This window comes from Clostridium sp. X (assembly GCF_055755365.1).
Map to the genome: position 1 here is coordinate 1,906,431 of NZ_CM146912.1, position 15,748 is coordinate 1,922,178.

Consider the following 15,748-nt stretch of genomic DNA (forward strand, 5'->3'; position numbering starts at 1 on the left):
TGCGAATACCTTTTGCAAAAAAGAGCCACAGAAAAAACTGATGAAAATCAGCTATATAAATATACTCTATATTAAATGGGGTAAAGGTAGAATTTTGCTCTGATAAATAGTTTTTAAAATATAAGTATTTAATTGAGGATTCATTTACTTTTAGAGGTTTTTCCTACATTCTTTAAGTGGTGAACTAGCAACGCAATTACAGGAATTATAACTGCTAAAGGTATATGAGCATATGTTAGTGTAGGCACTTGACCTATATATATATGCTGAGGATAATTTTTAGCGATTAATAGTGAAGTAATCATAATAATTACGCCTAAGGGGATGGCTAAATATTTGACCTCCTTTGATTTTATAAGCTGTGCAGCTCCTAGCATTGCTCCATACATAAAAAAACTTATTTTTATAAATGCTCCAATTAGCATAATAAGAACTATAAATATATCTAACCTGTCAAAAGTTTCTCCTATTTTAATCATACGAATTGTTTGTAATAATGGGAAGAGAGAGTTAGAGGCAAAATCTACTCCCAAAACAGATATAAACATTATAGTATTTATGGAAATAAGTATTCCTTGAGCTATAATTCCCATTACTGCGGCTTTTCTCACCTTTGAGGTTTCAACTACAGAGGAAAAGAACATAGTAAATAATATACTTTCACCATAAGGAAAAGTGATAAGCTTCCAACCTTCTTTTATGACCGGAATTATCCCATTTTCGAGGACAGGCTTTAAGTTATAAAGCTTTAAAGCATAGGGTGTTGTTAAAAGAAATATCCATATCATGATGAAGAAAAATACCAATAGTGGTAAGAATAAATGCGCTGCTCGTGAAAGATTTTCAAATCCAAGGTAGGCAGAGTAGCCAATAACTAACATAAATATTAATGCAGATATACTTGATGGTAATCTTGGCATTATGGAAATTGCTATAAGGTCTATAATGTCTCTTAACACTCTTGCAGCTTCATATGCAAAAAAGACAGTGTATAATACACCAAGGATATAACCTAGAAATTTTCCGAAAATTTTAGGCATATATGTTACCACAAGTATCTTGTGGATATTTACTCCATAAACTTGTATATATAATTTGTAATATGACTCCTGGAATAATATAAATAAGGAGTGCTATCCATGCATCTTGCTTTGCCTTAGGTGTTATTAAAAAAAGTATAGCACTTCCATAAGGTACTAATATAATAGAAGAAAATATCTGATAAGCTGATATTCGTACTTTCAAGATAAACCTCCTTAAAAATTAATGTAGTTATACTATTCTTGTATTGGCTTAGAAATTATCCCTGGCCACTGTAAATTTGAATTAACGTTAATATCAACTTCTATGGTTGGAAAAATATGTTCCCAGTTATTCTCTAGTTTTTTCCAGACTTCTGGATAGTCTCTATATATTATACCTCCAAAATCAAAAATATCTGCATTAAGTTCCTTTTGTGCTGCATTCAAGGCTAGCTGAATTTCTTTTTTTATAGCTTTTTCCTGAACTTCATTTAACTCATCCATTACTTTGTAATTTTCCATAGGATTAAGGTTAGCAGTCATTTCTTTTAAGTTTCCTTTTGCATTAATACTTATTTGCATAATTACACTGTCATCTTTTAAAATAGGTTTTACCTTACTGCTTGCTTTTAATATTTCAAAGGTTACTATTTCATTAGCTTGATCTAGAACAGATATATTTCCAGTTTTAACTTTACCCCTTATCCATTGCATGCCTCTAGTTTCATTTGCATCTAAATAGCCTATAAGCTTATTTTTCTTAAATACAGCAGTACCTGCCATTTTAAATTTAGCATCTGTATATTGCATATTATTCATCTCAACAACTCCAAGTATAGAAGTTCCTGTTTTACTGCTTAAAGCATTGATGAAATCAAGCCTAGAAACTACAGGGAATAATCCTGTAATTTCCTGAGTTTTCATTAAGTTTGCTATGGCATCAGCAGGGATTTTATAATCTTTAGTTACGTTGGATATTATATTTGAGGCTCTGCCTTTTGTTACAAGTAAGTGGGCATTAGGTCGAACAAGAGCAGAACGCAATGAAGCATCAATATATAGTGATAAACCTGCTTCAGCTAATTCCTGTCCTAAAACTGTAAATTCACTGTGTCCCCAAAATAGGGGTTTACCAAGTATTGTAGATATATTTTTTATGGCATCAAAAGGAGAAATGCCTGTTGCACTATAAACTAGTACATCTGTTTGAACCTGTTCACTTACTCCTTTTTGAGAAGTCATCTTACTTGAGGATTCCTTTTGTGAGTTCAGTATTTGTACAGTAATCATATATGTATTATCTTCAATTAGATCAAACCCGGAAGCCATAACTACAGCAAGAGTTTCAACTTCTTGTTTTATTCCTTTACAGCCTGTAGATGAAATGGTTGTAATTAATATCATGAAGATTGTAATGAGTTTCTTCATAAATTACTCCTTTGTATCCTTATCATTTATAGATTTTTCATGCTCTTCTTTTATTGAATTTGTTCGAGATACAGGTTCTTTTTTTATAGATTTTCTTCCCACAATAAGCCAGGACCTTTTAAATTTATTCCAATGAGGACGTCTTAAAAATACATCGAGTAATTCATCTGGGATAATAGGAGCTAAGGGGCTCATGTATGGTACACCAAAAGAACGCATGGAAATAAGTTTCATTAACATTACTAGAATTCCGCAGGTTAGTCCTAATAAACCAAAGCTGCCGCCAAGTATTAAAAATAAAAATCTAGGAAGAGTAATGGCAATAAACATATCTGTAGATGGCACTGCATAGGAGGCTATAGCGGTAACACCAACTACAATTAATAAGGGAGTACTTACTAAACCAGCTGCTACTGCTGCTTCACCTAATATCAAGGCACCAACAACGCTAATAGCCTGACCAACACTTCTTGGCATTCTGACGCCAGATTCTCTTACTACCTCAAATGCTAGCAACAGCAAAATACATTCAGTCAATGCTGGATAAGGTACACCGGAACGAGCTTTTATAATAGTAATTAACAAAGGTGTTGGAATAAGTTCTTGATGGAAGGTTACTACTGCAATATAGCTTCCAGGAAGAAGAAGACTTAAAATAAGCGATATATATCGTATTAATCTATTAATAGTAGCAGGAATAAAGTTTAAATAATAATCTTCATTTGTTAGCATAAACTCTACGAATATGGCAGGAACAGTTGATACTACAGGTGTTCCGTCCACCAAGATTGCAATACGACCTTCTAATAGTTTTCCTGATGCTACATCAGGTCTTTCCGTAGAAAATATAGTAGGAAAGGAACTTAAAGGATTATCATTAATATATTCTTTTATATAATTAATTCCTAGAACAGCATTTACATCGATTTTACTTAGCCTTTCTTTTAACTCGGATACGATTTTTTTATTAACTATGTTGGAAAGATAAATAATACTAACATCTGTTCTGGTTTCCCTTCCTAATTTTAAAGATTCAATTTTAAGATTTGTACTTTTAATTTTCTTTCTTATAAGTGTTATATTAGTAGAAATGGATTCGGTAAAACCTTCTCTAGGGCCACGTATCGTTGTTTCTACTTCTGGTTCCTCAATAGTTCTACTAGGTGGATTATTAATGTTAACAACTAATGCTTCAGCTATTCCATTTATAAACTGAACTAAATTTCCACTTAATATAGAATCAATAACTTTATTTATATCTGTGTAAATGTCCTCATTTCTTACTCCAAGTAAGTATTGAGAATATTCTTTACTGCCTAGATTTAAAGAAGCGTCTTCATTTTTCGTGGTTAACTTTCCAATAATAGATTGTTCAATAGTAGATATATCTATCATATTATCTATGTATACAAGCATTGAAGTAAATGCAGGGTTATTTGCAATATTCACTTCTCTAATAATTAAATCTGGAGAATTATTAAATACGCTATATAAATTTTTTTTGTTATCTTCTAATATACTTGAAATACGTATATTTTCATCTCTAGGTGGGGTAGTATTTGCATTTTCACTATGCTTATTACTATTTTCATCTCTCAAAGAGAAGATGCTTTTAATAAAATCAAACATTTAACTCACCTACCTCTAAATAATATTGTGTCAAAAACTAAGAAATTTATACATATAATAGCAAATATAAACTTTCAGTTTATGTTATGACCTCGGAGGGCACTAGCACAAGTGGGTTACTAGAAGGTATCTATAAATTAAAAGAGATAGTCACTTAGAATAGAAATTCAAGTGACTATCTTTTTTGGTTAGATTAGATTTATCTTGTTCTGAAGCATAAAGGCATATTTAGGCTATACTATTGTTTCGATATTAACTAATTTAGGTGGTTGTCCAGCAGGTGTAGCTGTAACATAAATTTTTACTAGACCAACTCTAGGTGCTAGTGTTACAGTTGTAGCTTTAGCAATAAATAAGTAGTTAATTCCATTTACAACTTGAGTAGCAACAGCTACAGGTTCAAAAGTAGAACCTACGAATCCTTTCAAAGCAGTATCAAGCACTTTTTTATTTTCATCACTAACAGGTATTTGTATAGACCATCCTCCAGGTATCAGATTAACCCCTCCTTAATTAATAGTTAGATATAAATGTATTTTATGGTATTATATTAATATAAAATTAAATAATTACAAATAAATTCTACTGCTTATATAAATAAGAGAGATATAAGAGCTATCTACAGATGGAGCCTATATAGTGAAAAAGGTTCTAAAAAACAGGAGAGTATGTACCTCTGAACATGCAAATTGAGAAAAAGCCTAGGATATGAAGTTGAGTAATTGATTTTTATAAAATATTGTGATAATATGTAAATATATTATAAAAAATGTATAATATATGAAAAAAATGAAATTTAATAAATCAAAATCGGGTACAGTGAAAAGTCCTCTTTAAATATGATCACTTTGAGAATTTGGAGTTAATAGTTCAACCAATTAAAACTTAGCAATTTTTGTAATATGTTGAGCTTTAATTGGTTTTTTGTTATTTTAAAATAAAATTTTATACTGAATTAGTTATTATTTTTATTACAGGATTTTTAGTGTTTGGGGTTCATTCAAATAAGATTATAACAGAGATAAAAATTAATGGAGAGATATATAAGAAAATAATTAGTAAAATATTGAGCAGGGGGTATCAAGATGTTAGAAGAAAATATAGAATTAGTTGACAATATAGTTTCTGTAATAGCAGAAGAAGTAGGAGAAGGGGTTATAGTGTGCAACGAAAATGGAAAAATAATAGTAGCCACAGTTAAAAGCAGAATTGGTAACGAACATGAAGGAGCTAAAAAGATATTAAGCGGTGAATGTAACGAGGTAGCAATAACAGAACAAATGGCTAGTGAATTTAATAAACGTAAAGGACAATCTATAAGAGCAGGATATAACTTCTTAATTAAATTTGGTGACAAACGTATAGGAAGTATTGGCATTACAGGGGAACCTGATAGAGTAAAAATGGGGGTAAAAATTGCATCAAGAAGTATAGAAATGTTTTTAGATAAAATACAACAAGAAAAAGAAAAAAGTGAGAAATTGACTGAATTTGTACAGGAAACTTTAGTTATTATTAACGAGATAACTGGAAGTGCTAATGAAATTGAAGTAATGACAACTAACTTAGAAGAGATAGCTAATAAAAATAGCAATAATGTAAAAAATATAACAGGAGTATTGAACATAATAAAAGAAGTCTCCGATCAAATAAACGTACTGGGGTTAAATGCAGCTATAGAAGCAGCGAGAGCAGGAGAACATGGTAGAGGTTTCAATGTAGTAGCAAACGAGGTAAGGAAGTTAAGTCAAAGAACAAGAACCTCAACAATTGATATAGAAAATACCATAACAAGCATCAAAAAATCCAATGGGGAGCTGATGACATCTTTGATTGACACTCGAAAAATAATAGGTAATCAGTCTAGTTCTTCAAATAAGCTAAATGAAGCGTTAAAAGAAATGGCAAAAGCTTAGACAGGATTAGATACCTGTGAAAAGATGAAAAAATAAGACGAATCATCATAATTATAGATGTATTTATATGAGAATAGGGAATAGAGATAGTAAATAAAGTTGGGATGTCGAAGATGGATTTAATATATAAATAGAAGTAAGAACAGTAGAGTGTGTATACTCTACTGTTTTTTTGCGTTAAGTAGGAGCTTAGTGAAGAGATAAAAAAGTCTAAGATGTTTAAACTATACGAGGAAATGATGATGCTAAACAGTATTTTATAAAGAAATTGCGAACGAAAGACTGATTATATTCGTCTAATAAGTATAGATAATTAAAAAAAGGATTTTTACATTAAGATAATAGGAGGAATTTATATGAAATCAAAGAAATTAATAGTGGGAATAATAGCAGCAAGCCTTGTAATAGTACCAACTGCAACTGCATTTGCTACAGGTGCAGGTATAAATCTTTCAAAAGATATAGTAATTGAAGATGTAAGGCCTATAAGCACACCCATAAGAGAAGTAAAGCGATCTAATTTTAATAGTTATGCTGGAAAAGTTAAAAGCATAAAGGAATCTGAAACACAAAAGGGAACTAAGATTGTTATAGTTGAAGATAAGCAAGGTGGAGAAGCACATTTCAATATTAATGAAAAGACTTATTTTATAAATAATAAAGAAATAAAAGAGGGATTAAGTATAACAGGATACTACGATGCAACAAAACCTATGATAATGATATATCCTGCACAGTATACAATTGATGCCGTAGTTGTAGGAGATATAAAAGAGACAGTAAAGGTAGATTTATTTGATGATAATCTAATTAGTAAAGATAATCAGCTAAAAATAAATGTTGATAAAGATACGACTGTCATAACTGAAGAGGGTGGAAAATACAAAGGTAAACTCAATAATAAAAATCTAGTAGTTATATATGATATTGCAACAAAGAGTATACCAGCACAAACAAGTCCCATAAAAGTAGTGGTATTAGATAAAGAGCCAGTTATTGAGAACAATGATGATGTGAAAAATGGCAATAAGGTGGACACTGAAGTAATCAAACTTTTAAGACAAATAATTAGGACGTTCTTATCAAAATAATATTGGGATTGTTACAGTTAATCTTTTAATGATATAATAGTGCAAGCTACTTTTAGAATTATTATTACCAAAAACAAACAAAAGGAGAATTTATTATGTTGAACGAATTTAAGAAGTTTGCACTTAAAGGAAATGTTGCAGATTTAGCAGTAGGTGTAGTAATAGGTGGTGCCTTTGGCAAGATTGTTACATCTCTTGTTAATGATATTATCATGCCAGTAGTTGGCTTGTTACTTGGAAAAAGAAGTTTTAGGGATTTATTTATAACACTAGGTGAAGGGGAATTTGCTACATTAGATGCAGCACAAAAAGCTGGTGTTCCAACTTTAAATTATGGATTGTTTTTAAATAATATCCTTGACTTTTTAATCATAGCTTTTTCTATATTCATAGTTATAAGACAAATGAATCGTTTATTTAAGAAAAAAGAAAAAGCTATTCCAGCACCTGCAAAGGTAAAGTCTTGTGGATATTGCTATAGCGAAATACATGTAGATGCTACAAGATGTCCTCATTGTACATCAGAATTATAAGCAAGATCATTCTCTTCGATCTTTCGGAAAGGTACAGGCCATCCAGCCGTAAAGTGCCATATTTTTATAAGTTATCTATAAATAAAAGAGATAGTCCATGAATAGAACTTCAAGTGACTATCTTTTTTGTTGCCTCAAATTTATATTGTTCTGCAGCATATATTCATGATGACATTTGCAGCCCTATTACCATTTGTCGTAATGTATACTTTCTTATACTTTTTCTGTTTAATATAGCATTCATGTAGAGGACTCCTTTCAGAATAAATAATTTGGTATGTTCCATAGAAGATGGTAAAATATAAATAATTGTAACCTAAAGATGTTAATAAGTTAATGGATTAATTAAGAACAATAGATAAGAAAGGAGTTTCAAATATGATAAAATTGGTGTATTCAGAAGTTTATAGTACTATTGATTTTTACGATAAATTAAGGTTGAAGTATAAAGAATATTTAAAGCCTGAGATCATTTCAATTGTTATGATACAGTCTGAAGAGGAAGTTTTGTTAGAAACAATAGAGATTGAAATGACAGAAATTGGCCTTGAAAAACAAACAATAAAAAGAATAAATCTAGGATTTATAAAAGATGGTGAAGATTGTGAAAGCGAAGAAGCTTTTTTTAATTCAGAGGACACCATAGAGTGTAATGTTATAAAGTTTATTGATAAGTTTACTCCATATTCTATTGTAAACACTGTAGATTTATTTCATGAGGAAGCTTGCGAAAAAATAAAGAAAAGATATAAAACCTTTGGGATAGATAGTTAAAGGTAAAATAAAAACACTAGAATGGCTAGTGTTTTTTATTCTGAGTTAAAGATTTTCTACAAATTGAATTTTTAATCCATTTGGATCTTTTATAAAGAAATATCTTACATGTGGATTTGGCCGAATAGGACCACTGTGAATATCTATACCCTTTTCTTTAAGTGATGCTAATGTATCATCAACCGACTTTACTTCAAAGCCTAGAGAAATATCTGTGCCCATATTTACTTCATTATTATTTTTATCATAAATCAGTTCGACTTGTGTATCGCCATCGCCTAAAAATGCAATTTCAACTCCAGGGCCAGCTTGAAATCTTTTGTCTAATGTAAGTCCAACTATTTCTTGATAAAACTTTAATGATTCTTCCATGTTTTTAACTTTTAAAGTAACCCAACAGAATTTCATAGTAACACTCCTTTTGTATATGTCTTAATAGGTATATTATACCATATTGTTTTAAAAGTCTCTTTTACTCTATGTTATTATTTTTATTAAATTCAGACTATGTATACCATACAGGACAAAGATCAGAGTCAGATGAATATTTCCTAAACATTTAAGTGCCTAGTAGTGCATTTTATTTTTAAAATAAATTTTGGCAGCTTTATAACCTTGGTTATAGAGTAAATTATATGTGTTGTCTACGGTACTAATATTAAAATCAACAGGTGAAACGGTGCCTGTGAAAATTTGAATAGATCTTACAATACCTTGAGGGTTATGATTGAAAATCTATAAGATAAATCTGTACCAACAATGTACAAATTGCGCAGCTATCTGTTCTTGCACCTGCAGAGGTGCCGGCTACTTAAGATATAGTATTTAAAATTATTAAAATATAAATGCGCTATGGATAAGTACTATTCTATAGTGTTTTTTAGAAATAAATCTCATTTCTTTAACTTTTCTGATAAAACTTTATTGTATTCATTCAATGTTGCATCTAAAACCTTACTCATACGTACTACCTCTTCATCAATTAAATTCCCTTGTTTTTTGTGAATTAAATACAATAATTTTTCTCTTAAAATTTCAACATCTTTTAGCAAGTCTTCTATTTCAGGCAATATAAAACACCTCCTTGATATAGTATTAGCATTATAAGAGATATTAATAACTGAAATGTTAAGAGGTAGCCTCTTAACATTCTTTAGCTGGGTGATTCTTTTGGGAACTGCTAGGTTTATTTTAAATACTATTACCATAAACATAATGTATTAGTAGATTTTTTTATAGTCTGGCATTATAATAATATAAACAATCTTATTATTCTAAATTTTGACATTATAAAAGCTAAATAATGTCAAGATATACTACCAATAAATTCTTAGAACTTCATATGTAAGAGAAATCTATTGGTCAACAAAAATATAGAAGAATTTGATATTAAGGGGAGGTAAAGATGTCAAATAGAGCATTATTAAAAGAAAGAAAAAAAATTATACTATATGCTTTTAGTATTTTTATAACACTAAGTCTAGCTTATTTATTAATTACTTTAGTGATTCAGAGTAATTCAGATAAAATATATAAAAAAGAAATCATTAGTAGTGAAAAAAGATTAGTAGATTTAGAGAGGAGAAATATATCAAACAAGGTAAATGCACTCATATCTGATATATTGTATATATCAGATAGTTTAAAAATTAGTAATACAAGCATTGGAAATTATTCGGAATTAAAACAACAATGGATAGCTTTTTCTAATAGAAAAAAGATATATGATCAGATACGCTTTATTGATAAGGACGGAAATGAAGTGATTAGGGTAAATTATGCTAAAGAAGGTTCATATATTACAAAAGAAGAGGAGCTTCAAAATAAGAAAAATAGATATTATTTTACAGATACAATTTTTTTGAATGAAAATCAGATATATATTTCACAATTAGATATAAATGTTGAAAATGGTAAGATAGAAGAACCAATAAAACCAATGATTCGTTTATCAAAGTCATTTTATGGAGAGAACGGTAAATTAGAGGGAATTATTGTATTGAATTATTTAGCAAATGATATGTTGGAACATGTAAAAGATATAGCAATGATGAGTAAAGGAAGCGTAAATATACTTAATTCAGATGGATATTGGATTTATAATAGTCAAGATAGTAGTAAAGAATGGGCATTTATGTATGACAATAGAAAAAATGAGAGTTTAAAAAATGAATATCCTGATGAATGGCTAAAAATAGAAAAAGAAGAAAAGAGTTCTTTTATCACTTTAAATGGAATTTATAATTATACTAATATATTTAAAAATTATGAATTTGATTTGAATAATGATAAAAATTCACTTGTTCTTGGTTTTGGTGACTTGTATATTGGGTCAAATATACCTTTGAATTCACAAAATGGGAAGCTTTTTTCAAATAATACATTTGAAGCATTATTTATTGTTTTAAAGAAAAATTATATTGTATACTTTTTAATATTAGGAATATCATTAATTTTTTCTATACTTATTACAATGAATAAAATAGAAAAGGATAAAATAAAGTATTTTTCTGAATATGATGCCATGACAGGGGTATATAACAGACGCGCAGGAATTGAAAAGCTTACTGCATTATATAAAGAAGCGATGAAAAATACTAGAAAAATAAGTATATGCTTTATTGACATTAATGGACTAAAAGAAGTAAATGATTTTTTAGGACATGAAGCAGGTGATGAACTTATTTTAAGTGTTATAAGTGGTATAAGAAAAAATATTCGAGAAAATGATTTTGTAGCTAGACTTGGTGGTGATGAATTTTTAATCATATTAGAAGGCTTGAATGAACAAGAGTCAGAAAACATTTGGAAATGTATTAATAAAGAATATGAAAATATAAATAATAATGAAAATAGAAAGTATATTATAAGTGCAAGCCATGGAATTGAAGAGTTTCAATTTAAGTCTAATGAATACATTGAGACTATTATCAATCATGCGGATGAAAAAATGTATAATGAAAAACGGATTATAAAGAAAGATTTAAAAGTCGTTAGATTATAATGTTCAGTATTAATAAAAATGAAATTTGTACAAGCATAGCACTTTAAGTAGAATAATTAAAATATATCGTATTTTATGAGATTGGAGATAATCATGTTATTAGATAATATGGAGGATTTTATACATTTTAATATTTATATTTTAATTATAGTTAATATAGGAATATTATTAGCGATATATTATGAAATTTTAAAAACAAAAATTATTAAGTATAGGATAGATAAAATCACATCTGAGTTAGAACCATTAATAAATTCTTATTTGGAAGGTCATGACAATCTAAGTATTATTAAATCAAAAATACACAGTAATTATAAAAAGAATGTTGCAATTGATATAATTAATAATATATCTGAGAATAAGGAAAAAGACATTAGTGAGATTGTTATGAATTTAGAACTGGATAAATTTTTAATTAAAACTGCAAAGAGCAATCCAAATATGTTTTATCTAAGGAAATTAGCTTTTTTGAAAAGCCCATCTGCATACGAAATCCTTACTAAGTATTCGGAGTCAACAGATATGAATATTAAATATATATGTTATTTTGGTCTCACGATGATGAATGTTGATCATGAAAAAAAGTTTAAAATAATACATCAATTATTAAAATCTGATATCTATAGTGATCGTATTATAGAAATGCTTATTAATGTAAACTTAGTAATTGAAGATTGGATGAAATTATTAGAGGAAGAAGAAAGTGAAATAGGGAAGGTTATCATTCTGAAAATTCTTTCAGAACAAGAGGGAATAAAAAATGAAAAATGTTCTGATTTATTGTTAAAATACCTTGATGATGTAAAAGAAGTTAGAATCGCAGCAATTGCTGCAATAAGCAATAGTAGAAATGAAAAATATGTGGATAAACTTTTTGAAATTTATAAAAGTGATTCAATATGGGAGATTAGAGCAGCTATTACAAAAGGTATGATAAATTATAATTCTGCTGTCACTAAGGATAAGCTATTGGTTATGATAAAAGACAAAGAATGGTGGGTAAGATTTAATGCAGCAAGAGCAATTTCTTTATTAGGAGAAGAGGGTATCTATCTTTTAATTGATTTATCCATTGATAAAAGTGATGAAAAAACAGCTGCATTAGCTTACTATTTCTTAAATTCTAATAAAGATGTTTATGAAACAATAAGGAATATAGAGGGATAAATATGGATGTGACTATAAATGTTATTAATATCATAAGTATTATAATAATTGGATATTTTTTCAGTGTAAGTTTATTGTATATTATTTTAATTATTTTATCTTCAAGACGGTTGAGACAATTCATTAATATTATAAATAATGATATTACCATTGTTAGCAATTATACAAAACCTATTTCAATCATAGTACCTGCCTATAATGAGCAAGAAACAATCATTGACAATATTAAATCACTATTAGATTTGAACTATCCAATATATGAGATAGTACTGGTTAATGATGGCTCAAAGGATGAGACATTAAGTAGAGTCATTGAATGTTTTAATTTGAGAAAGATTGACTTAGAAATTAATATGCAAATTCCCTGTAATGAGATTAAGGGGACCTATGGTTCCTTTGATATCCCTAATCTTGTTGTAGTAGACAAGGTAAATGGTGGGAAGTCAGATGCTTTAAATGCAGGAATAAATATATCAAGATATCCACTTTTTTGTGGTATTGATGCGGATTGTATAATAGAAAAAAATGCATTATTACGAATTGTAAAACCATTTTTGAAAAATGATGAAACAATTGCTGTTGGTGGAATAGTTAGAATTGCAAATGGTTGTGAAATAAAAAGTGGAAACTTAATAAATGCCAAACTTCCTAGAAAATTAATTGTTGTTTTCCAAATATTAGAATACTTTAGAGCCTTCTTGACTAGTAGAATTGGATGGGAGAAAATAAATGCTTTACTTATAATTTCTGGTGCTTTTGGTGTATTTAAAAAATCAGCAGTAATAGAAGTTGGTGGTTATAGTAAAACAATTGGTGAAGATATGGAATTAACATTAAGATTGCATCAATATTTCCGTAAAAATAAAAGAGATTATAAAATTGATTTTACATCTGATGCAGTTTGTTGGACACAAGCTCCAGATACTATTAAAGGAATGAGCAATCAAAGAATAAGGTGGCATAGAGGACTTATTGACTCATTGCTAAAACACAAAAGAATGTTGTTTAATCCTAAATATGGAGTGGTTGGAATGCTTTCTATGCCATATTTTGTTTTTGTTGAAATGCTTGGACCAGTTATTGAAACTGTAGGGTATATTATATTAATAATTACAATTGTTACAGGAAATTTATCGGAGTTTTTTTTAGTTGTATTTTTAATGGCTTATTTATATGGACTATTATTTTCTCTTACTGCCATATTATTTGAACAGTTTTCATATAAAAGATATAATAATGTTTTTGAAATAACAAAATTAATAATATTGAGTTTTCTAGAACAACTTTCCTACAGACAATTAACTGTATTTTGGAGAATAAGAGCTTTTTTTAATTATAAAAGAGGAAGTAAAAATTGGGGAACTATAAAAAGAAAAGGATTTTAGAATGATAAACGCAACATTAATGAGAGGATGTATAAAAAGTGGAGAATAATAACTTTTATTTAAATATGATACAACTTGAAGAAAATGCTCGTAGTCTATATATGAAGTTTTCAGAAATATGTGATTTAAGAATAAAAAAAATTATTATAAATTTTGCAGAAGAGGAAGAAAATCATAAGAAAATCATAAAAAGTATATTTTCACATCTTATAACTGATGTTGAACTAAATGATGAAATTTTAATGCTGATTCAAGAACAAGAGTTATATCGCAAGGAAATGGAGGAAAATGTATTTAACAATAGGGATAAAGATTTTTTTGTTTTTGCATTAGGCATTGAGAAAAGTTCCATTAATATTTATTCTAAAGTTCTGGAAAATATTAAAGAATATTCTAAAGAATATTCTTTGTTTAAAAAGTTGATTGAAGAAGAAAAAAAGCATATGATATACATTATAAAAAAAATTCATGAATTAAAGTAAATAGATGTATTAACTATAAAAAATTTTTGGAGGAATTCTTATGTTTAATTTTAATTTTTACAACCCTGTCCATATAGTTTTTGGTAAAGATCGTTTAGCTGAACTAGATAATTTAGTACCAAAAGAGGCAAAGGTACTTGTACTTTATGGTGGGGGTAGTGTTAAGAAGTTTGGAACTCTAGATAAAGTTATAAGCAGTTTAGGTAACCGCACAGTTTTAGAGTTTGGTGGGATAGAAGCAAATCCACAATATACTACATTAGTGAAAGCTGTGGAAATAGTTAAAAAAGAAAACATTGATTTCTTACTTGCTGTAGGTGGGGGCTCTGTAATGGATGGAACCAAATTTGTAGCCTTGGCATCAGAATATGAAGGGGAGAATGCATCAGATATACTATTAAACAGATCTACCCTTTCGAAATTACAAAAAGTAAAGCCAATAGGGACTATTGTTACTTTACCAGCTACAGGTTCAGAAATGAATGCAAGTAGTGTAATAACTTATGAGCATGGAAAGTTTGCCTTTGCAAGTAAACTTGTATATCCAAAGTTTTCAGTTTTAGACCCAACTCTTACATTTACTCTTCCAGCTAGTCAAGTGGCTAATGGTATAGTAGATACTTTTATTCATACAACTGAGCAATATCTTACTTTTCCTGCTGAAGGAAGATTTCAGGATCGTACAGCAGAGGGAATACTAAAGACATTAATTGAAATAGGAAGAACAACTATAGATAATCCAACAGATTACGATGCAAGAGCAAATCTTGTATGGTGTTCAACAATGGCACTTAACGGATTAATTGGTGCTGGTGTTCCACAAGATTGGGCTAGTCATATGATTGGACATGAACTTACAGCTATGTTTGGTATTGATCATGGAAAGACACTTGCCGCTATAGCACCATCCGCTTGGACTGTACTAAAAGATCAAAAACGTGAAAAGTTGCTTCAGTTTGCTGATAGGGTATGGGAGATTACTGAGGGAGATGAGGATAGCAGAATAGATGCTGCCATTAATAAGACTCGTGATTTCTTTGAAAGTCTTGGAGTGAAAACTCATTTATCAGACTATAATGTGACTGCTGATAAAGTTGATGATTTGGTTGAAGCTTTAGAGAAACATGGTATGACAAAATTATCTGAGACAAGAAAAGCTACTCCAGAAGTTAGTCGTAAAATTATAGAAGGTGCTATGTAATTTAAGATAATAAAAACAGACACTCTTAATAATGATGAAGAGTAGTCTGTTTTTTGGCAAATAGAAACGTCTGGTTTCTGTTACCAACTTGGAGGAAACTTTTTAACCAATAATTT

General features: G+C 29.1%; 16 protein-coding genes. 9 read left to right on the forward strand and 7 right to left on the reverse strand.

What is annotated here, in order from left to right:
• Positions 1-140 precede the first annotated feature (140 nt).
• From ACX0KU_RS09650 to ACX0KU_RS09670, 5 genes are all read right to left on the reverse strand, one after another.
• Positions 141-1,040: a GerAB/ArcD/ProY family transporter gene (locus ACX0KU_RS09650; protein WP_472989650.1), complete on the reverse strand. Its 900-nt coding sequence runs from the start codon at positions 1,038-1,040 to the stop codon at positions 141-143.
• The gene (locus ACX0KU_RS09655) at positions 1,033-1,245 is read right to left on the reverse strand and encodes a GerAB/ArcD/ProY family transporter (RefSeq protein ID WP_472989651.1); all 213 of its coding nucleotides are present in this window, start codon (positions 1,243-1,245) and stop codon (positions 1,033-1,035) included. Before ACX0KU_RS09655 ends, ACX0KU_RS09650 begins: the two co-directional genes overlap by 8 nt.
• Positions 1,246-1,277: 32 nt before the next feature.
• Entirely contained in the window at positions 1,278-2,450 is a 1,173-nt protein-coding gene (locus ACX0KU_RS09660) for a Ger(x)C family spore germination protein (RefSeq protein WP_472989652.1), read from the reverse strand.
• A 3-nt stretch (positions 2,451-2,453) separates the two neighbouring features.
• Complete coding sequence (locus tag ACX0KU_RS09665) at positions 2,454-4,079, reverse strand: spore germination protein (RefSeq protein WP_472989653.1); 1,626 nt, start codon at positions 4,077-4,079, stop codon at positions 2,454-2,456.
• A 233-nt stretch (positions 4,080-4,312) separates the two neighbouring features.
• Positions 4,313-4,507 (reverse strand): hypothetical protein, encoded by a 195-nt coding sequence (locus ACX0KU_RS09670; protein WP_472989655.1) that lies wholly within the window; start codon positions 4,505-4,507, stop codon positions 4,313-4,315.
• Positions 4,508-5,164: 657 nt separating this feature from the next.
• Between ACX0KU_RS09670 and ACX0KU_RS09675 the strand changes: the two genes are divergently transcribed.
• The 4 genes from ACX0KU_RS09675 (at position 5,165) to ACX0KU_RS09690 (ending at position 8,393) form a co-directional block, all read left to right on the forward strand.
• Positions 5,165-5,995, forward strand: coding sequence for a methyl-accepting chemotaxis protein (locus ACX0KU_RS09675; RefSeq protein WP_472989656.1), 831 nt, complete (start codon positions 5,165-5,167; stop codon positions 5,993-5,995).
• A gap of 356 nt (positions 5,996-6,351) precedes the next feature.
• The gene (locus ACX0KU_RS09680; RefSeq protein WP_472989657.1) at positions 6,352-7,086 is read left to right on the forward strand and encodes a hypothetical protein; all 735 of its coding nucleotides are present in this window, start codon (positions 6,352-6,354) and stop codon (positions 7,084-7,086) included.
• A gap of 95 nt (positions 7,087-7,181) precedes the next feature.
• Complete coding sequence (mscL, locus tag ACX0KU_RS09685; protein ID WP_472989658.1) at positions 7,182-7,619, forward strand: large conductance mechanosensitive channel protein MscL; 438 nt, start codon at positions 7,182-7,184, stop codon at positions 7,617-7,619.
• Between the two features lie 378 nt (positions 7,620-7,997).
• Positions 7,998-8,393, forward strand: a complete 396-nt coding sequence (locus ACX0KU_RS09690; RefSeq protein WP_472989660.1) for a hypothetical protein — start codon at positions 7,998-8,000, stop codon at positions 8,391-8,393.
• Positions 8,394-8,438: 45 nt separating this feature from the next.
• Here the strand turns inward: ACX0KU_RS09690 and ACX0KU_RS09695 are convergent, their stop codons facing one another.
• Together ACX0KU_RS09695 and ACX0KU_RS09700 are read right to left on the reverse strand one after the other, a co-directional pair.
• A complete protein-coding gene (locus ACX0KU_RS09695) occupies positions 8,439-8,801 on the reverse strand; it encodes a VOC family protein (protein ID WP_472989661.1) in 363 nt (120 codons plus the stop codon).
• A 485-nt stretch (positions 8,802-9,286) separates the two neighbouring features.
• Positions 9,287-9,463: a Spo0E family sporulation regulatory protein-aspartic acid phosphatase gene (locus ACX0KU_RS09700; protein WP_472989662.1), complete on the reverse strand. Its 177-nt coding sequence runs from the start codon at positions 9,461-9,463 to the stop codon at positions 9,287-9,289.
• Between the two features lie 335 nt (positions 9,464-9,798).
• Between ACX0KU_RS09700 and ACX0KU_RS09705 the strand changes: the two genes are divergently transcribed.
• The 5 genes from ACX0KU_RS09705 to ACX0KU_RS09725 all read left to right on the forward strand — a co-directional run bounded on the left by ACX0KU_RS09705 (position 9,799) and on the right by ACX0KU_RS09725 (position 15,632).
• On the forward strand, positions 9,799-11,397 hold the full coding sequence (locus ACX0KU_RS09705) for a sensor domain-containing diguanylate cyclase (RefSeq protein ID WP_472989663.1): 1,599 nt from the start codon (positions 9,799-9,801) through the stop codon (positions 11,395-11,397).
• Positions 11,398-11,490: 93 nt separating this feature from the next.
• Positions 11,491-12,564 (forward strand): HEAT repeat domain-containing protein, encoded by a 1,074-nt coding sequence (locus ACX0KU_RS09710; RefSeq protein WP_472989664.1) that lies wholly within the window; start codon positions 11,491-11,493, stop codon positions 12,562-12,564.
• A 2-nt stretch (positions 12,565-12,566) separates the two neighbouring features.
• Complete coding sequence (locus ACX0KU_RS09715) at positions 12,567-13,949, forward strand: glycosyltransferase family 2 protein (RefSeq protein WP_472989665.1); 1,383 nt, start codon at positions 12,567-12,569, stop codon at positions 13,947-13,949.
• Between the two features lie 38 nt (positions 13,950-13,987).
• Positions 13,988-14,431 carry a ferritin family protein gene (locus tag ACX0KU_RS09720; protein WP_472989666.1) on the forward strand — a complete coding sequence of 148 codons (444 nt, stop codon included), beginning with the start codon at positions 13,988-13,990 and terminating at the stop codon, positions 14,429-14,431.
• A gap of 40 nt (positions 14,432-14,471) precedes the next feature.
• The gene (locus tag ACX0KU_RS09725; RefSeq protein WP_472989667.1) at positions 14,472-15,632 is read left to right on the forward strand and encodes an iron-containing alcohol dehydrogenase; all 1,161 of its coding nucleotides are present in this window, start codon (positions 14,472-14,474) and stop codon (positions 15,630-15,632) included.
• Positions 15,633-15,748: the final 116 nt, after the last annotated feature.